Annotated in this window: 15 protein-coding genes; 7 read left to right on the top strand and 8 right to left on the bottom strand. The window is 62.4% G+C overall.

Features of this window, described 5'->3' with window-relative positions; translation table 11 throughout:
* The 6 genes from IAE77_RS06620 to IAE77_RS06595 all read left to right on the top strand — a co-directional run.
* A partial coding sequence (locus IAE77_RS06620) for an alginate export family protein (protein ID WP_294223623.1) occupies window positions 1-1,282 on the top strand: 1,282 nt, incomplete at its 5' end.
* 113 nt (window positions 1,283-1,395) lie between these two features.
* The gene (locus IAE77_RS06615) at window positions 1,396-3,015 is read left to right on the top strand and encodes a SulP family inorganic anion transporter (protein WP_294223620.1); all 1,620 of its coding nucleotides are present in this window, start codon (window positions 1,396-1,398) and stop codon (window positions 3,013-3,015) included.
* Between the two features lie 208 nt (window positions 3,016-3,223).
* Window positions 3,224-5,275 (top strand): alkaline phosphatase family protein, encoded by a 2,052-nt coding sequence (locus IAE77_RS06610; RefSeq protein WP_294223617.1) that lies wholly within the window; start codon window positions 3,224-3,226, stop codon window positions 5,273-5,275.
* A gap of 35 nt (window positions 5,276-5,310) precedes the next feature.
* Complete coding sequence (locus IAE77_RS06605; protein ID WP_294223614.1) at window positions 5,311-6,264, top strand: alpha/beta fold hydrolase; 954 nt, start codon at window positions 5,311-5,313, stop codon at window positions 6,262-6,264.
* Window positions 6,265-6,304: 40 nt separating this feature from the next.
* Complete coding sequence (locus IAE77_RS06600; RefSeq protein WP_294223610.1) at window positions 6,305-6,829, top strand: hypothetical protein; 525 nt, start codon at window positions 6,305-6,307, stop codon at window positions 6,827-6,829.
* On the top strand, window positions 6,826-7,014 hold the full coding sequence (locus IAE77_RS06595) for a hypothetical protein (protein ID WP_294223608.1): 189 nt from the start codon (window positions 6,826-6,828) through the stop codon (window positions 7,012-7,014). The genes IAE77_RS06600 and IAE77_RS06595 overlap by 4 nt, the downstream gene beginning before the upstream one ends.
* Here IAE77_RS06595 and IAE77_RS06590 read toward each other — a convergent pair.
* The 8 genes from IAE77_RS06590 to IAE77_RS06555 form a co-directional block, all read right to left on the bottom strand.
* Window positions 7,001-10,075, bottom strand: a complete 3,075-nt coding sequence (locus IAE77_RS06590; protein WP_294223605.1) for an efflux RND transporter permease subunit — start codon at window positions 10,073-10,075, stop codon at window positions 7,001-7,003. The genes IAE77_RS06595 and IAE77_RS06590 overlap by 14 nt on opposite strands.
* Before the next feature lie 18 nt (window positions 10,076-10,093).
* Window positions 10,094-11,065 carry a hypothetical protein gene (locus IAE77_RS06585; protein WP_294223602.1) on the bottom strand — a complete coding sequence of 324 codons (972 nt, stop codon included), beginning with the start codon at window positions 11,063-11,065 and terminating at the stop codon, window positions 10,094-10,096.
* Between the two features lie 6 nt (window positions 11,066-11,071).
* The gene (locus IAE77_RS06580) at window positions 11,072-12,391 is read right to left on the bottom strand and encodes a TolC family protein (RefSeq protein WP_294223599.1); all 1,320 of its coding nucleotides are present in this window, start codon (window positions 12,389-12,391) and stop codon (window positions 11,072-11,074) included.
* Between the two features lie 74 nt (window positions 12,392-12,465).
* The gene (locus tag IAE77_RS06575) at window positions 12,466-13,545 is read right to left on the bottom strand and encodes a HAMP domain-containing sensor histidine kinase (RefSeq protein ID WP_294223596.1); all 1,080 of its coding nucleotides are present in this window, start codon (window positions 13,543-13,545) and stop codon (window positions 12,466-12,468) included.
* Window positions 13,542-14,216: a response regulator transcription factor gene (locus tag IAE77_RS06570; protein WP_294223593.1), complete on the bottom strand. Its 675-nt coding sequence runs from the start codon at window positions 14,214-14,216 to the stop codon at window positions 13,542-13,544. The genes IAE77_RS06575 and IAE77_RS06570 overlap by 4 nt, the downstream gene beginning before the upstream one ends.
* A 155-nt stretch (window positions 14,217-14,371) precedes the next feature.
* Complete coding sequence (locus tag IAE77_RS06565; protein WP_294223590.1) at window positions 14,372-15,073, bottom strand: DUF1003 domain-containing protein; 702 nt, start codon at window positions 15,071-15,073, stop codon at window positions 14,372-14,374.
* 11 nt (window positions 15,074-15,084) lie between these two features.
* Entirely contained in the window at window positions 15,085-16,395 is a 1,311-nt protein-coding gene (locus tag IAE77_RS06560; protein WP_294223588.1) for an ATP-binding protein, read from the bottom strand.
* Between the two features lie 7 nt (window positions 16,396-16,402).
* On the bottom strand, window positions 16,403-17,044 hold the full coding sequence (locus IAE77_RS06555) for a response regulator transcription factor (RefSeq protein ID WP_294223584.1): 642 nt from the start codon (window positions 17,042-17,044) through the stop codon (window positions 16,403-16,405).
* Between the two features lie 108 nt (window positions 17,045-17,152).
* On the opposite strand from IAE77_RS06555, the gene IAE77_RS06550 reads away from it, so the two are divergent.
* Window positions 17,153-19,231: a TonB-dependent receptor gene (locus IAE77_RS06550; RefSeq protein ID WP_294223582.1), complete on the top strand. Its 2,079-nt coding sequence runs from the start codon at window positions 17,153-17,155 to the stop codon at window positions 19,229-19,231.
* Window positions 19,232-19,399: the final 168 nt, after the last annotated feature.

Below are 19,399 nucleotides of genomic sequence, written 5' to 3'. Positions count from 1 at the left end.
GCACCACGCCGGGCGGCTGGTGTTCGATGAGCACTTCAACACGCGCTTCGAGGGACGGGAGAACAACAACGACTTCGACAGCAGCCTGAACAGCCCCACCGACGCCACGTGGCTCCTCACGCGTTTCCGCCTCGGGGTGCTGTTCCATGCCACGGACTGGTTGAAATTCTATGTGCAAGGGCAGGACATCCGCGAACTGGGCGGCAGCCGACCCAACAACGTCGGCACCTTCGGAGCTGACGGCGACGACGTCTTTGATGTGTTGCAGGCCTGGGTGGCGATCGGTGATGAGAACGACGGCCTCAGCCTTCGCGCAGGGCGTCAGGCTTTCAATTACGGCAACCAGCGCCTCCTGGGCAATCCGCAGTGGAAGAACTCCACGAATGCGTGGGACGCGCTCCGTTTTCACTACGCGGCCCCCACCTGGTTCCTGGATCTGTTCAGCGGCAGCCCGGTGACCTTTCTGAACAACCAGTGGAACAAATCCGACACCTTCAACACGCATGAATCGCGCAACGCCATCGTCACCGGTGCCTACTTCTCCTCCACCAGCCTGATCCCGTGGCAGAGCGCCACGGACATCTACCTTCTGCACCAAGGCTCCTCCAAAGGAGCAGGCGCACCGGGGGCGCCGCTCGGAGCGGTGGGATACTCCAACTTCTGGACCGCAGGCACGATGTGGAAAGGTGATCCCAAGAAGCTCCACAACTGGGACTACGATCTCGAAATGGCCTTCCAGTTCGGCCAGGCCGCCGGACTCAATCATCGCGCCTTCGCCGGCCATTGGGGCCTGGGCTACAACTTCAATCATCCCTGGAAACCACGCCTCGGCGTCCAATACAACTATGCCACGGGCGACGGTGATCCGAATGACGGCAGGAGCACCACCTTCCAGAACATGTTTCCGGGGAACCATGCCCTGTTCGGCTTCATGGACACCACGGCGTGGATGAACATGCAGAATCCGCAGATCAACTTCTCCATCCAGCCCACGGCGAAGCTCAAAGTCACCGCCGATGCGATGGCGTTCTTCAACGCGAACAACGGCGATGCCTGGTATGGAGCCAACACCACCACCGCCGTGCGCCCGGTCACGGCAGCCGCGCAGTCTGCCAGCAAGTACCGTGGCATGGAGTTTGACCTGAACGCCTGGTACAAGCTCAACAACCACGTCTCGCTCCAGGCAGGCTACGCCTTCTTCCTCGCCGGTGACTATCTGGCCCGCACAGGTGCCAGCGACAACGCCCACTTCGGCTACGGGCAGATGACCGTGCATTTTTGATCACCCGCCACACCCCCCGGCAGGGGATCACATTACCCTGCCGAGGGGATGTTTTTCTGGAACACCTCATGCGTGAATACGCCCGTCCGAAAACCGCAACGCCCACTCCACCCATGTCCGCCCCTGCTCCCACACTGAAAGCCGAAGGCCCCGCTCCCGTCGGCGATTTCTCCGGCTTCAAGCAGCATCTCAGCAAGGATCTCATCTCCGGCTTCCTTGTCTTCCTCATCGCCCTGCCCCTCTGCCTCGGGATTGCCAAGGCAAGCGGTTGTCCGGCCATCGCAGGCATCTTCACGGCGGTCGTCGGCGGCATGCTGACGCCCTTCATGAGCAATTCAGAGCTCACGATCAAAGGACCGGCAGCAGGCATGATCGCCATCGTGCTCGGCACCGTGAACGACCTCGGTTACGAGAAGGCGCTGGCCGTCGGCGTGGTGTCCGGCGTCATCCAGATTCTGTTCGGCGCCTTCAAGCTCGGCACATTGGGCGAGTTCTTCCCCGTGGCCGCCGTCCACGGCATGCTGGCTGCCATCGGCGTCATCATCATCTCCAAGCAGATCCACGTCGCGCTCGGTGTCGCCGCGCATGCCAAGGAGCCGCTGGAACTGCTCGCGGAGATCCCGGAGAGCATCATGAACATGAACCCGGAGATCGCGCTCATCGGCGCCATCGCGCTGGTGATTCTGTTTGGGAGGCTGTTCATCAAGAACAAGCTCGTCCAGTCCATCCCCGGACCGCTGGTGGTGCTGCTGGTGGCGGTGCCGCTGTCCTTCTACTTCGACATCGGCCACAAGCACATGTACCAGTTTCACCAGCACACTTATGAGGTGGGACCGGACAAGCTGGTCAGCCTGCCGTTGAACATCCTCGATGGCATCAAGATGCCGGACTTCTCAGCCATCACCTCCGGCACCAGCATCAAATGGATCGTCATGTTCTGCCTTGTCGGAACGCTGGAGTCGATGCTCAGCGCCAAGGCGGTGGACCTGCTCGACCCGTGGCAGCGTCGCACGAACCTGAATCGCGACCTCCTGGCGGTCGGCGTCGCAAACACCCTTGTCGCCTTCATCGGCGGCCTGCCGATGATCTCGGAAATCGTCCGTTCCTCCGCCAACAAGAACAACGGCGCCCGCACACGCTGGGCGAACTTCTGGCACGGCACCTTCCTGCTGCTCCTGGTCGCCAGTGTCCCGGCGCTGCTGAACAACATCCCGCTCGCCGCACTCGCCGGCATGCTCGTCTTCACCGGCTACAACCTCGCCTCGCCCAAGGAATTTCACCACATGTGGGAAGTGGGCAAAGGCCAGCTCCTGGTGTTTGTCTCCACCTTGATCGCCACCCTCGCCACCGATCTGCTCATCGGCATCGCCGTCGGCATCATCGTCAAGCTGCTGCTCCATGTGATCAGCGGCGCCTCCATCGGCAACCTCTTCAGCCCGCACACGGAAGTGGACCACGGCGGCGACCATCCGGTGGTCAGCGTGAAAAAGGCGGGCATCTTCAGCAACTGGCTCGGCCTGCGCAAAAGGCTGCTGGCTCTCTCCACCCATCCGAAGGTGAAGGTGGATCTGTCCGGCACGCATCTGGTGGACCACTCCGTGATCAAGAAACTGGAGGAAATGGCCCAGGACTGGAAGCTGGAGAACCGCGAGCTCATCATCGCCGGTCTCAACGATCATCTGCCTGTCTCCGCACATCCGCAGGCCGCCCGCCGCCGCACCGTGGCGGCTTAAACTCTCCCCAACCACGCACCAACCAGCGCGTCATGCGTCGAGGCGGCGGCAAGCCGGGAATTGCCGCCGCCTTTTCATGTCTGCTGGGTGCTCTGTGTCGATCTCTATCCAGGTCCGCCGCCAGCCACAGCGCTGATCCACATTACTGAACGGTAATTTGGAATTCGCGGACCCCGGCGCCAATGAAGCCGCCGAAATCATTACGCGCATGATTCCCAACCTTCATTTCCCTCTCTTCTTTGCCGGCACGGCATTCCTCTCCTGGACTGTTCTTCGACTCGCCCTCTGGTGGCAGTTCTCACCGCCGGACACCGGTGCAGCAGACACGCTGAAACTGCTCCTCGCCGGTCTGCACATCGACCTCGTTTGGGCGCTGATCAGCAGCGCCGTGCTCATCGGCTTGAGCGCGTTTTTCACCACGCTGTTCGCCGCCGTGCCGGTTCTGGTGCTCCGTTTGTTCGGCATCCAGGCATGGAAACCCGTGTGGAAGGTGCTCTTCCGCATCGCCATCACCGTGGGCTGCACTGCCGGTGTGTTTTTGGTCATCAGCGAGTGGTTCTTCTTCGATGAGTTCGACAGCCGCTTCAACACCGTGGCCATCGACTACCTCATCTATCCGCATGAGGTCTTCACGAACCTGCGGGAAAGCTACCCGCTGCCGCTCATCGTCTCCGCCTGCCTGCTCGGCGGCGTCGGCATTTCGTTGCTCGGGTTCCGAAAATGCGCTCCCACATGGGAAGACCAGTCTTTCGGGACCAAGATGAAGTTCATCGGCCTTTACGCGCTCACCTGCCTTCTGGCACATCAGTCGATTTTCAGCAGCGAGACCGCTTTCAGCCGTCAACGCGTCGTGAACCAGCTCGCGGACAATGGATGGGCCAGCGCCGCGTATGCCGCCTGGACGCGGAATCTCGACTACAAAGCCTTTTACCGCACCATGGACCGCCGGAAGGCCTTCCTGCGTGCGCGGAGCGTGCTTGCGGAGCCCGGAACTGCTTTCCCGCATCCCGAGCCGCCTGCCTTGCCTGCGGAGCCGATGAGTCCAGAGGCCGAGAGCGCCTGGCTGAAGTCCGCACGCGACTCGCTCGTCCGCGAAGTCGCCGGAGATCCTGCCAAACCGAAACGCAACCTCTGCATCATCGCCGAGGAGAGCTTTGGCAGCGAGTTCTGGGGCTGTTTAGGTCGAGACGTCGATGGAAAAGCCCACACACTCACGCCGCGCATGGACGCGCTCGCCGCGCAGGAGGGCCTGCTCTTCACGCACATCCTCGCCGACGGAAACCGCACCATCCGCGGCCTCGAGGCCATCTTTTCCAGCATCCCGCCACTGCCCGGCGATAGCATCCTCGCCCGCGACAAATCAGAAAACGTCGAGACCATCGCCCGCGTGCTGAAACGGGACGGCTACAACACCGAGTTCCTCTACGCCGGACGCGGCACCTTCGACTTCATCTCGAACTACGTCACGCACAACGGCTGGGACCGCCTCATCGAGGAGTCGGACTTTGAAGACCCCGTGTTTCGCACCGCCTGGGGCGTCAGCGACGAGGATCTGCTCCGGCGCGGCATCGAGGAAATGCGGGCGCTGCATGCCACGGGAAAACCTTTCCTCACCAGCTTCCTCACCGTCTCGAATCACCGCCCCTTCACCTACCCCGCGGGCCGTATTCCCGAAGATCCGAACGCGCACAACCGCGAGCACGCCGTGAAGTATGCCGACTGGGCTCTCGGCGACTTCTTTGACCGCGCCCGCAAGGAACCCTTCTGGAATGACACGATCTTCGTCGTCATCGCGGACCACGGCGCCCGTGTTTATGGCCGCCAGACCATTCCATTGAAGAGCTACCAGATCCCCTGGCTCGTCGTCGCTCCAGACTTGATCATAACACCCCAGCGCAACAACACCCCTGGCTGCCAGCTCGATGTCATTCCCACGCTGCTCGGTCTCATCGACCGTCCGTATCGCAGCCTCTTCTTTGGTCATGATCTACTCAAAGAAGGCGGCGGTGAGCGCGACCGCAGCCTGCTCAACCATAACCGCAGCATCGCCGTGTATCATCATCAGCGCGAGATTGTCCTCGGGCTGAACAAAACCGTCGAATACTGGTATGGCGATGCAGGCTCCGTCTTCATGAAGCGCATCGAGGATGTTGATGACGAGTTCAAAGACATCCGCGACGACGGCGTCGCCCTCTTCGAGGTCGCTGACGATCTCTACACGCACCGCTGGTATCGCTTGGATAACGGGGCCCTGTTTTAGCAACTTCTCGTGCACAGGCCTATTTCAGACGGGCCATGCGCCTGCTGTTCATTCTTCTGTTCCTGTCCTCTCACCTCGTCGCCGAAGAAGCCGTCAACTACACCGTCAAGTCCGTCACGATCTGGAGCGATGGCACGCGCATGGCGGGCGACCTTTATCTGCCGAACGACCTCAAACCCGACGAGAAACGCGCGACGATTCTTTTCTGCGCGGGCACGGGTGGCGTGAAAAAGGGCAACGGCGGGCTTTATGGCCGTCGTTTTGCCAAAGAAGGCTTCATCGTGCTCGCCTTTGACTATCGCGGCTGGGGAGAGAGCGACTGCAAGCTCATGATGACCGAGCCGATGCCGAAACCGGACGACAAAGGCGAGATCACCGTCAAAGCGCGCCCCATTCGCTGGCAGATGGACTTCGCCGATCAAACGCACGACATCCGCTGCGCCATCAGCTTCCTCAGCGGCGAGCCGAATGTCGATCCGGCCCGCATCGGCCTCTTTGGCACCAGCTACGGCGGCGGACTCGTCACCTGGGTCGCCGCGAATGATCCGCGCGTGAAGTGCGTCGTCTCCCAAGTGCCCGGATTGGGTGGCGGACGGCCTCCGGCCGCGCTGAAACACGCCGCCGACCTCGCCATCAAACAAGCCCGCGGCGAAACAGAGCCCGTCCCTGTCGAAACCGGCAAGCTCGGCGGCAAAATGGCCGCGTATGCGCAGATGCGTGCCAATCCGGCCAAAGGCATCGGCTACAACGCCATCGAAGCCGCGTCGAAGATCACCGCACCCATGTTGATCACCGTCGCCGAAAAAGAAGACCTCATGAGCAACGACGAGAATGGCAAAAAAGTCTTCGAACTCGTGCAGAAGGCTGGAACCGAGTGCGAGTATCACGTCCTGCCCGGCCTCGGCCACTACGGCGTCTATAAAGGCCCCGGCTTCGATGAAGCGTCGCGTCTCGCCGTTGATTGGTTCAAGAAGTATCTCGGATCGTGACGCGGCTTGAGCACGGACGATCAGGCGGCATATTAGACGCATGCGCATCGTCTTTGATCTTCTCATGCGGATTCAAAAGCGCCGCCAACTGCCGCTGCTCCTGATCGGCGGCTGGGCGGTGCAGGCGCATGGCTACGCGCGAAACACGCTCGATGTGGACTGCCTCATCGCCATGGAGAATGACCCGGCGATGGCCGAGGAGCTGACCAAGGCCGGTTTCGAGTGTTTCGAGGAAAAGCCGTCGTTCCGGCGCTTCCGGCATCGCATCGACTCGCTCATCGTTCTGGACGTGATGCGTGTGAATGCCTCCACGTTTGAGAAAATGTGGGCTGGCTCCGAAAGTGCCACGGTCAGCGGTGTCGAGCTTCGTGTGCCCGCTTTGGCTCATTTGATCGCCTTGAAGCTCCATGCGGCCCAAAATGAGCACCGGGTCGAAAAGGATCTGGCGGACATTTTTGCCCTGCTGCGCGGCAATCCGGGTGAAATTCCTGCTGCGGAGCTGCGAATGCTCTGCGATCAATTTGGCACCCCGGAGCTTGCGGAACGTCTCAGGGATTTTTTATGAAACTCGACTTCGATCTCGAACTTCCGTTCGACTCATCGCCTCCCTCTCCTGAGCCCAGGATGAATGCGGATCGTTATTTGGAGTTCATTGAGTTCAACCGTCAGATCATGATCGAAAACGGCACGGCTGAAAAGCTGTTCAGCCAGCGCAGCCAGCCTGTGGACCGGATGTTCACGATGGATTGATCTTCCCAAACCGCGCATACAACGCGGGCAGCAGGAACAAGTTCAGCAGCGTGCTGGTCGCCAAGCCGCCGAGGATGACGAGGGCCATGGGGCGTTCGATTTCGTTGCCGGGGACATCGCCTTTGAGGACGAGGGGAAGAAGGGCGAGCGCGGCGGTGGCGGCGGTCATGAGGATGGGGATGAGGCGCTCCTCGCTGCCGCGCAGGATGAGATCGAGGCCGAAGGGTTGGGCTTCCTCGGTTTGCAAATGGCGGTAGTGGCTGATGAGGAGGATGCCATTGCGCGCAGCGATGCCTAAAACGGTGACGAAGCCAACGAGCGAGCCGAGCGAGAGCACGCCGCCGCCGAGCCAGGCGGCCATGACGCCGCCGATGAGGGCAAACGGCAGTGTGAGGGCGATGAGCAGCGTCAGACGCAGGCTTTGGAAATCGGCGAGCAGCAGGACAAGGATGCCGGCGAGGCTGGCGAGCGAGAGCCAGAGGAGGCGGCTTTGCGCGGACTGGCGCTCGGCCCATTCACCGAGGATTTCGGGATGGTAGCCGCGGGCAAAGGTGATCTTGCCGAGGCGCTGCTCGATCTCGCGCACGACATCGCCGAGGGCCTGGCCGGTGGCGACGTTGCACGTCACATCGATGCGGCGGGAGGCTCCTTCGCGTTTGATGGCGTTCGGCGTGGGCACGATGGCGAGGTCGGCCAAATCAGCGAGGCGCACATGGCCGCCGGTGGGTGTTTCGATCAAAAGCTCGCGCAGCGTGGTGTAGTCGGCGCGTGAGGAGGGCACGCTCCAGACGGTGACATCATGCACTCGCTGCTGCTGATACACCTCGCCGACTTTTCGTCCGCTGACGAGGGTGGTGACGGCCTGACGGACTTGTCCGGCGGTGAGGCCGTGCAGGGCGGCGTTTTCAGGGCGCAGTTTGACGGTGATTTGCGGCACGAGCACTTGAGGCTCCACTTTCAAGGCGCTGACGCCGGGCACGTCTTTGAGCGCCTCGCCGACTTCGGCGGAATGAGTGCGGAGTTGGTCGAGTTCGGAGCCGAAGATTCGCACGACGACGCTGGCACTGGCTCCGGTGAGCACTTCTTTGATGCGCTCGCGCAAAAAGGTCAGCAGGTCACGAGTGAGGCCGGGGTAGCCATCGACGACGGCCTGCACTTTGTGAATCGTTTCATCATAAGGCGCATCGGGATCGAGACTGATCCATAGCTCGGTGAAATCGGGGCCGACGACCTCATCGGCGACTTCGGCACGTCCGATGTGGGAGCCTTGATTGCGCACGCCGGGCACCTGGATGAGGTCATGCGCGGCGGCGATGGTGATGCGCTTGCTGGCCTCGACGCTGGTGTTGGGCTTTTCCAGCCAGTGCATGAGGAAGTCGCGTTCTTTGAAGTTTGGCAGGAACTCCTCTTTGAGCTGAGTGTGCCAGATCCAGCCTGTGCCAGTAAAGGCAGCGAGCAGGATGAGCAGTGCAAGCCACGGGCTGCGGGCAAAAAGTGGCAACACACCACGATACAGCGCCTTCATGCCACGGGCGAGCAAGGCATCGCGATGAGCGCCGGGCTTCACTTTGAGCAGCATCAAACTCAGCGCGGGGGTGAGCGTGAGCGCCACGGCGAGCGAGGCGGTGATGGCGAGGATGTAACTCAGCGCGAGCGGCTTGAAAAAGGTGCCTGCGAGCCCCGGCAGGAAGAACACGGGCACAAAGACGAGCACGATGATGACGCTGGCATAGACGACGGCGCTGCGGACCTCCAGCGAGGCATCAAGCACGACCTGCAGCTTCGATTTGGGCGATGCGGCGACGGCGTTTTGTCGAAGCCGACGAAGGATGTTTTCCACATCAATGATGGCATCATCCACGACCTCGCCGAGGGCGATGATGAGGCCGGCGAGGATCATGGTGTTGATCGTCTCGCCACGCCACGCGAGCAGCAGCAGCGCCACGGCGAGCGAGAGCGGGATGGCGGTGATGCTGATGATGGTGGTGCGCCAGTCGCCCAGGAAAAGCGCGAGCACGACGACAACGAGCAAGCAACCGAGCCACAAGGCCTCGGTGAGGTGATCAATCGAGAGCTGAATAAAGGTGGCGGGGCGGAAGATGGTGCTGTCGATGATGACGCCGGGCAGCGCGGGCTGCATGTCAGCGAGCACTTTTTCGACACCAACGGTGACATCGAGTGTGTTTCCCCACGGCTGCTTTTCCACGATGAGCAGGATGCCATCGCCATCATTGATGACGGCATCGCCGATGAGCGGCGGATTGCCTTCCACCACCTCCGCGACATCGCCGAGGCGGATGGGCGCTCCATTCCGGAACTCAACGACCGTGCGGGCGAGATCATCCGCCGTGGTGATGAGGGAGAGCTGATTGACGGGCAAACGAATGTTCGGCGTGTCGATAAAACCGCCCGCGCTGATCACAGCGGCATCGCCCGCTGCTCGGGTGATGGCATCCAACGTGACACCGGCGGCGCGGAGCTTTTGCGGATCGACGAGCACCTGAAACTGCCGGTCCCGCTGGCCCCAGATGGCCACGTTTGCCACGCCGGGCACGGCCATGAGGCGCGGGCGCATGGTCCACACGGCCAGCTCGCTGAGCTGCATTTGACTCAGCGACTCCGAACGCAGCCCGACCTTCAAAACGCGGCTCAGCGAGGAATACGGAGCCATGAGCACGGGCGGCTTCACCACGGCGGGCAGGCGGTTTTGCGCCAGATTCAGGCGCTCTTGCACGAGCTGGCGTGCCTTGAGGATGTCGGTGCCCGTGTTGAAGATCATCACCACGGAGGAAAGGCCGAGCACGGACTTCGAGCGGATGGTTTTGAGGAAAGGCAGGCCGTTGAGCGAGTTCTCCAGCGGCACGGTGACGAGCGAGTCCACCTCCTCCGTGGAAAGCCCCGGAGCCTCCGTCTGCACCTCGACGAGCGGCGGTGCGAACTCCGGGAACACATCCAACGGTGCATTCTTCGTGGCATTGATGCCGATGCAAAGCAGCGCCATCGCCGCCGCGACCACGAGCACGCGCATGTTCAGCGCCCAGGTGACGATGGAGTTTAGCATGAGAGTCGGAAGATGAGGTTACTTGCCCGTCATGAACTCCGTGCCAAACAGCTCGGCGCTGCCATCGGTGACGACCTGCGTGCCTGTGGGCGGGCCGTTGGAGAGCACGGCATCCACACCGGCGAGGCGCGCGACCTGGATGCGCTTGCGCGTGTAGCTGTGCTCGCCGGTCTTTGCATAGACCCACTGCCCGCCGTGGATGTCATGCAGCACCGCGTTGAAGGGAATGACGAGCGCCTCATGCTGGCTGTCAGACGTGGGAAGCTCCACCGCGACACGTTCGCCGGCCCGCAGCGGCGAGTCCGCGGGCAGTTCGTAATACCAGTCAATCGTGCTGGTGAGGGCGTTTGCTGTCGGCGGGCCTGCCACGGGCTTGGCGCTGTACGGTTTCGAGCTGGAAACAAGCGCACGGATGCTGGCAGGAGCCTTGGCGTCCAGCAGCGCGGCCTCACCGCTGAAGATCGCGGTGCGCACCCAGGCACGTTTGGCTCCGCCTTGGCCCACAGCGGCACCGAGCAGTTCACGCTGCGCTTTCGCCGTGGTCAAGGCAGCCTCGGCAAGTTGCAGCGTGGCCTTGGCCTCATCCACGCCGCGCACGCTGCCCGCCTCGGCGCTGAGCATCTTTTGCGCACGCTCCACGGCGATCTTCGCGGCATCAATCTGCACCTGCGCCTGCAAAATGCGGCCATCGGCGGCGGCTTGCAGATCGGCGAGGCGTAGCACCTCATCCAAAGTGCCGCCAAGCACCGGCGCGACGGCGTTTCCGCCCGCCGCCAGCGGCGTAACGACATCGCCGGAAAACAGCCGCACGGCAGGCACGCTGCGTTTTTCCACCGGCACGGTTTTGAGGCGCAATGCCTGCTCCGCCTCCGGTTTCAGCGTGAGGATGACGAGATCGCCCTCCTTCGTGATCGTGGCAGGCACGGAGCCTCCAGCATCAGCGGCATGGAGACGCGTGACGAGGAGCGGGATGAGCAGCAGTCGTTTCATAAAAGATCAACGGAGAGGAGATTGCATCGCGTCTTCCAGCGCACCGGCGGCGGTTTGTGCTTCGAGGTTGGCGGCCATGAGGGCGACTTTCGCAGCGCTGGCCTCGATCTGACGGCGCGTGAGTTCGAGTGCGGAGACATTGCCCGCCTCGACCATTTTCTTCGTCGTGTCGGATGCGGCATCCGCTTCCTGGGCGAGCTGCGCGGCCGTGGTGGCCTTGGCGCGCGAGGCTTGGTAAGCTGCGAGCGCGATGTCGAGTTCGCCCTGGATCGTCGCCTGCTGCGCGAGGAAGCGTTTCTCCGCAGTGGTGCGCCGTGCTTCGGCTTCCGCAATGGGACCGCGATTGCGATTCAAGGGGAGCTGAACATTCAAACCGAGTTGCCAGCGGTTTTGGCCGGAGTTGTAATCATAGCCCGGCATCAGGTTCACGTCGGGATACTGCCGCGCCAGCTCCAGTTTCAGCGCCGCTTCCGCCGCCGCATAGTCGGAGAGCAACGCCATCAAATCCGCCCGCCGTGTGAGCGCGAGCCTGCGGCTGTTTCCCGACTCGGGGAGGCGGTGAAAAGCCGAGAAATCCAGCTTCACCGATTGGATCGCTCTCAAAGGCAGGCCGACCGCCGCTGCGAGCCTTGCCTCGCCGGTGGCAGCGATGCGCCGCGCATCCTGCAAAGCCAGCCGCGTGCGATTCAGCATGAGACGAGCCTGCGTGAGTTCAAAGGGCGACACATCCCCCGCCTCCATCTGCGCGGTGAGTTTCTTGATGGCCTCGTCATGCAGCGTTTGCTCGGTTTCGAGCAGGCGGATGTTTTCGCGTGCTCCGTGCAGTTCCAGCATCGCGGCCCGGACGCGGGAACGTGCCGCCCAGGCACGTGCGGACACACGCCAACGCGCCGCCTCGGCAGCAGCCAGCGCCTGCTCCGTTCGCTTGGATCGCTTGCCTGCTGTCTCGATGGGCACGGACAAACTCGGCCCGAAAAACCAAGGCGTGAACACCGGCGCACGAAAACTCGCATACTGCGGCATGAAGGTGAAAACCGGATTCGGCCTCATTTGCGCCGTTTTGATGCCAGCGGCCACTTCATCCGCCTCCGCACGCGCCAGCGCCACATCGGGATGAAAATAAGCCGCCGCCAGCGCCAGCCGATCTACTGACCACGAGCCGCCCGCCGCATTGTGCTCCGCCAGAAACGCCTTCAATCCCGCATCACCCAGCGAACGCCCGGAAAAATCCGCGCTGCTCTGCTCCGCCGAAAACGGTTTGTTTTTGAACTGCACGCACGCGGGAAGGAAGCACAGGAGTGGGATGAGAATGACAAAAGGCTTCATGAGTGTGGTCCTAACGCCACCCTGCCGCCCTCATCTCATGAACTCCACCCCGCCCGGCAAAGATGACAGCTTTTTCATCTTTCCTGCCCGGCCAGCAGCAGTCTGAAAGTCACCAGCGTGAGCTGATCTTGCGTCGTCGAATAGCTGATCTGACCTCCATGCGCTTCCACGATGGATTGCGCGATGCTCAGCCCGAGGCCGCTGCCCTCGGTCTCGCTGCCATGGGCGGTGTCGCCGCGAAAAAATCGCTCGAAAACACGCGCCTGCTGCTCTGGCGGCAGCAGCGGGCCAGTGTTGCGGACGCTGAAAACAGCGTGCTGGCCTTCTTGAACGAGGCTCATCTGCACGCTGCCACCCTCGCGATTATGTTTCACCGCGTTGTCGGCGAGGTTGAGCAAGAGCTGCCGCAGCCTCATGCGGTCCGCATTCACACCGCAGGGCTGGCAGGCCTGCAAAGACACCTCAATGCGACGCGGAGCCGCGAGGATGGCCGCTTCATCCGCCAGATCGCGCACCAGCTCATCCAGCGCGACGGCCTCTTTGTTCAGCGCCATTTGTCCGGCATCCGCCCGTGCCAGAAAGGCGAGCTGGCCGACGATGTGCGAGAGCCGCTGCACCTCCTCGATCATCGACACCACCTTTTCACGCACCGCACCATCCGCTGGCTCCTGCGTGAGCATCTGCTCTAGCGTGCCGTGCAGGATGGTGAGCGGCGTTTTCAGCTCATGCGAGGCGTGAAGGGTGAACTCGCGTGACTGCGTGAAGCTGGCTCCGAGCCGCTGCTTCATGTGATTGAACACCACCGCCATGCGGTCCAGCTCGTCACCATTGCCGCTGCGGTCCACGGGTTCGGCGAGATTGGAGACATCCGTTTTCTCCAGCGCCAAGGTGAGATCTTGAATGGGGCGCAACGCCCTGCGCATGAGAAACACGCCGCTGATCAGCCCCAAGATCACCGCTGGCAGCCCCGCATAGACCACGATCTCCAGCGCCTCCTCCAGCGGTCCGTTTTGATGCATCACCGCCTCGATGCCGCCCTGGCGGACGCGCTCGATCTGGTTGTGAAACTCCACCCAGCTCCAGTAACCCACCAGCGCCAGCGAGCCGAGCAGGGTGAGCGAGTAGTAAAGCAGGATGCGTTTGAGAAGAGTCATGGTTGAGGTCGCAGCGCATAGCCGAGGCCGCGCACGGTTTGAATGAGGGGCTCGGCATGGTCGCGATCAATCTTGTCCCGCAACCGCCGCACATAGACCTCCACGAGGTTCGTGCCGGGATCAAAGTCATACTCCCACACGGCGCTGATGATGTCCCGGCGGCTCACCACCGCGCCCTCCGCCTTCAGCAGGCACTCCAGCAGCAAGGCCTCACGCGATGACAACTCCACCCGCCTGCCCGCACGACGCGTCTCGCGCGTGACCGGATCGAAGTGCAAATCATCCGCCGAGAGCAGCGCGGCCTTTTTGAGGCTGTTCCGCCGCAGCAGCGAGCGCACCCGCGCCAGCAGCTCCGAGGTCGCAAAAGGCTTTGGCAGGTAATCATCCGCCCCCGCATCCAGCCCCTCCACCCGCTGCTCCACCTCACCCCGCGCCGAAAGCATCAGCACCGGCGTCATGATTCCACGGCGGCGCAGTTCGCGCACCAGGCTCAATCCATCGAGCTTCGGGAGCATGATGTCACACACCAGGGCGTCGAATGTTCCTTCCACTGCCTGTTTCAATCCAGAATCACCGTCCACGGCAAAGGCGGATTCATAACCGCCTTTCATCAACGCTGTCTTCAGCAACTCGGCGGTTTTGGGTTCATCTTCGACGATCAACAGGCGCATGACGTTTCCTACCACGAACACAACGCGATGCACAAGCGCAGGCCACATGAAGCATGCTGACTCCCTGCCAGGTGCACCGAAGGCAACGCCAGACAAATACCCGGAGAAGGTGTCGTTCTTCGGCCCTCACAGAAAGCAGCCCGGATTGAACGCCCTCAGTCTTCCCTGCCCTTCTGCACCAATTGCCGCAGCAGGTCCGTCTGGATCTGTTGAATTTCGAGCAGCCGCTGGCTGTGCTGGTGGAGCAGGTGGTCCATCTTTTCGTGCAGGTGGCGTATTTCGAGCTCGGCCTTGAGGTTGATCTTATAGTCCTCCTCGGCCTGCTGGCGGTCACGCGCGGCCTGGCGGTTCTGGCTCATCATGATGACCGGAGCCTGGATGGCGGCGATGCAGGAGAGGATGAGGTTCAGAAAGATGAAGGGATACGGATCAGGCGGATGGAGCGTCCAGATGACCGTGTTAAACAGCACCCAGAGCAGCAAAAAGGACGCGAATCCGATGATGAAGCCCCAACTGCCGCCAAACTCTGCCAGCCGGTCGGAGAGACGCTCGCCACGCGTGCGGCGGTCCGCCTGCTCCGCCGGGCTGGAGGAGACGATCTCGTTCTCACGGAGGCTTTCGATCACATCCCGCTCCAGATGCGTGATCTCGCCGATCTCCTCGCTCAATGCGTCCTCGACGTAATCGGCCTTGATGCCGGGAAGCAGGTCGCGCGCGATGAAGTCCTCATCCCGAAGCTGCGGATGTTTTTTCCGGATGAACTGGAGCAACGACGGGCGCAGAGCACCGCAGGGCACGGCCTGTTTTTCACGCAAAGTCCTGCCGCTGATGGCGCAGACATGGTTGGGAGGAGTCATGATGGGGTGAGTCACTCGTTCGCACGCGCAGGCACCAGCGCCTCGATGCGCAGGCCGTGCGGTTCGACCGGGGTCACGGTCAATTCGCCGCCGCACTGGCGGGCGCGGGCACGCATGCCGACCATGCCCAGGCTCGAACGCGTGACTTCATCCTCGGGCGGCAGGCCCTTGCCATTGTCTTCGATGCTGAGGCGGATGTTTTCATCCTCGCGATGCAGCCGCAGGATCACCGCGGACGCCTCGGCATGGCGTGCGATGTTTGTCAGCGCCTCCTGGGCGATGCGGAAGAGGTGCGTCTCCGTTTCATCGGCAAAACGGCCAGGGCAACGGGCATCGACTTTGACATTCAAGCGCGTGCGTTGCGCAAACTTCTCCGCCAGCCACGACAGCCCGGCATCGAGGCCGAAATCATCGAGAATCACCGGCCGCAGCAGTTGCGCGAGCTCCCGAACGTTCGCGATGGACTCGTCCACCAGTCCGAGGCAGTCGGCCCGCAGCGATTCGAGGTCATGCGTGCTCCCTCGCGTCAGATTCGCCCGCACTGCGGCCAGCGACTGGCCCAGCTCGTCATGCAGCTCGTGGGAGAAACGCCGCGCCGCCTCCTCCTGCGTCTGCAGCATGTGCCAGGAGACGCGGTTCAGCTCGTCAGACTGCCACTGCATGCGGTGGATGCTGTGCCGCACGAAGCGGATCGTCAGCATCGCGCAAACGGCCGCCAGCAGCAGGCAGGAGCCCAGCAGCAGCTTCGATTCATGCGCCAGATCCTCCAGTTGCACCTCGATCTCCTGGTTCACCTCGGACAGGTGGCGCGTGCTTTGCAGAATGAGGTCGTGGATGAGCTTCACCACTTCGTCGTGGCTGGAGAACAGCGACTCCAGCACGTTCTTCGGAAGCTCACCTTCGTAATCGAGCGCCTGCTTCGCCGTGTTGGTGAAAGCCTGCGTGGCATGGGCCAGCCGGCGCCATTCACCCGCATGCGGCGTCTGCGCGGCCTCGATCGCCAGGCGGGACACGTCGCGGTCCGCCTTCTTCAGATCATCCAGCACCCGTGCACGGGCGGTGGCGTCCTCGGAATTCACCAGCAGGTGCAGCACGTGGGCCAGCGCGTCCTCCTCCGCCTGCACCTCATAGAGCAGCCGCGCCATGAGGAGCTGCTCCTTCACCAGTCCCGCGGAGCTTTGGCGGATGGCCTGGCTGTCGCGCACGGCCACCAGGCCTGCCAGGCCCAGCAGAACCACCACCAGGCCGAAGCCGATCGCCAGGCCCCAGAGCACCGTGCGTTCGGTGATGCGACGGGTGAAGGGCAGCAGGCGCAAAAACATCGGAGGATCAGTCGATGAGACCGTTGCGGATGGCGAAGCGCACCAGCTCGCCGATTGAGTGGAGGTTGAGCTTCTCCATGATGCGGCCGCGATGCGCCTCGACGGTGTAAACGCTCAGGCTCAGCGCCGTGGCGATCTCCTTGTTCGTCTTGCTCTCGGCGATCATCTGCAGCACCTCGCGTTCACGTGGGGAGAGCAGGTCGATCGGGTTCGTGACGTGCTTGCGGTAGTCATCCAGCACGGCGTCGCTCACCTCGGGGCTCAGCCACCCCTTCCCCACTGCCACCGCACGCACGGCGGCCAGCAGATCTTTTTCGTCGCAATCCTTCAGCAGGTAGCCCTTCGCGCCCGCACGCAGCATCTCACGCACATAGACGGAGTCCTTCTGCATGGACAGCGCCAGGATGCGCGTCTTCGGCGCGGACTTGGAGATCTGTCGCGCGGCCTCGATGCCGTTGAGCTCCGGCATGGTCACATCCATCACCACGACATCCGGTGACAGCTTCTCCGCCATCTCCACCGCCTCGCGGCCGTTTGACGCCTCACCCACGACTTCCATGTCCCACTGGGCCGCCAGGATCATGCGGAAACCGTTGCGGACGACGCCATGATCGTCGGCCAGGAGGATGCGGGTCTGTTTGGATGCCATGAAGACTGCGAACGTAGGCCGTGCGCGGCAAACTTCAAAGAATGCGGCCCATTTTGTGGGGCTGCTGGAGGCAGGTCGTCATAACAACCGACCAACCGCTCCTCCCGAATGAATCTTCACCGACTCCTGCCGGTCTCCGGCCTCCTTTTGCTGCCGCTTTGCCTGCATGCCCAGACCCCTGCCGCCACGCCGGAGGACAAGCCGCAGGAGCTGGGAGAAATCGTCATCGAGGGGAAAGCGGAAAGCCTCATCGGCACGGCACCATCGGCCTCGAAGGGCCAGACCAGCTCGAAGGAGCTGCTGGAGCGGCCGTTTTCACGTCGGGGCGAGCTTCTGGAAAGCGTGCCGGGCGTGATCATCACCCAGCATGCGGGCGACGGGAAGGCGAACCAGTATTTCGTGCGCGGGGCGAATCTCGACCACGGCACCGACTTTCTCATCTACCTCGACGGCATGCCGGTGAACCTGCGCAACCATGCGCACGGCCAGGGTTACGCGGATCTGAACTTCATCATCCCGGAGCTCGTCGGCGAACTCGACTACTGGAAGGGCAACTACTACGCGCAGCATGGCGATCTCAGCTCCTCCGGCGCCGCCCGCTTCAAGCTGGTGGATGAACTGCCGCAGGGCATCCTGACCTCCACTTGGGGCGAGTATGAGTACTCCCGCACGCTCATCGCGGACACCATCCAGGCCGGTGCCGGCAAGCTGACGGTGGCCCTCGAACATCAGTTCTACAACGGCCCGTGGGAGCTCAATGGCGATGCCACCCGATGGAACGGCCTCCTTCGCTGGCATTGGGAGGATGGCACCGACCGCATCAACATCACCGCCATGGGTTATCAGGCCGACTGGATGTCCACGGATCAGATCCCGCAGTCCGCCATCGATGCCGGCCTGGTGAGCCGCTTCGGCTTCATCGATCCGACCAACGGCGGCAATTCACGCCGCTACAGCCTCGCCTTCGACTGGACGCGTGAGGAAGGCCGCATCACCACGCGTGCAAGCGCCTACGCCGGCTACTATGACCTCGATCTGTTCTCGAACTTCACCTACTTCGACGCCAATCCGGCTCCGGTGGGCGACCAGTTCGAGCAGCAGGACCAGCGCTGGTTCTTCGGTGGCGAACTGGCCCGCGACTGGCGTTTTGACGCGCTGGGTCACGAGCAGCGCTTCACGCTCGGACTCCAGGTGCGTGCGGAGTGGATGGATGGCATCGGCCTTTACGGCACGACGGCCCGCGACCGCTGGAACGTGGTGCGCAAGGACGACATGTTCCAGGCCAGCTACGGCCTCTTCTCAGAACTGGAGTTCAAGCCGGTGAACTGGCTGCGCGTCATCCCTGGCCTGCGTGCGGACCTGATCCATTTCGACGTGCGGCACAGCACCCTGCCGGAAAACACCGGCGACCTCTCGAAGGGCATCGTCAGTCCGAAGCTCAGCGTCGTCTTCGGCCCGTGGGCGGACACGGAATTCTACCTCAACGGCGGCTTCGGCTTCCACAGCAACGACGCCCGTGGCGTGAACATCACCACCGATCCTTCTGCAACACCTCCCGCACCAGCAGACCGTGTGGATCCGCTCGTGCGCACCTACGGCGCCGAGTTCGGCATCCGCAATGAATCGATCTCCAAACTGGTGAACACGCTCTCCTTCTGGCTGCTGCGCAGTGATTCGGAGCTGATCTACGTCGGTGATGCCGGCAACACGGAGCCCGGCCCCGGATCGCAGCGCTACGGCGTCGAACTCGCCAGCTACTGGCGTCCCACGGACTGGGCCATGGTGGATCTGGAGGCCACCTGGACGGATGCCCATCTGCGCACGGAAGATCCGCCCAGCCAGGACATCCCCGGCTCCATCCCCTACACGCTGAACGCCGGCATCACGCTCGGCGCGGCGGAAGGCTTCTTCGGCTCCTTGCGCGGCCGCTTCTTCGGTCCGCGTCCGCTGAGCGAGACGGTGGACATCAAAGCCCGCGAGTCCTTCCAGGTGAACGCGCGTGTCGGCTACCGCCGCAAGAACTGGGAGGTGGCCGTGGACTGCCTCAATCTGCTCAACCGCAGCGACAACGACATCGAGTACTTCTACGAAAGCCAGTTCCCCGATGGCAGCGGCACCGTCGAAGGCCGCCACATCCACCCCATCGAGCCACGCATGTTCCGCGTCTCCGTCACCTGGCGCTTCTGATCCGCCCTCCACTCCGCGCCCATTCGTCGTTCGTCATTCGTCATTCGTCATTCGTCGTTCGTCGTTCGTCATTCGTCATTCGTCGTTCGTCATTCGTCGTTCGTCATTCGTCATTCGTCATTCGTCATTCGTCATTCGTCATTCGTCATTCGTCATTCGTCATTCGTC

The sequence above is a fragment of the Prosthecobacter sp. genome, assembly GCF_014879935.1.
GTDB lineage: Bacteria > Verrucomicrobiota > Verrucomicrobiia > Verrucomicrobiales > Verrucomicrobiaceae > Prosthecobacter.
This window is presented reverse-complemented; position numbering and strand designations above follow the sequence as displayed.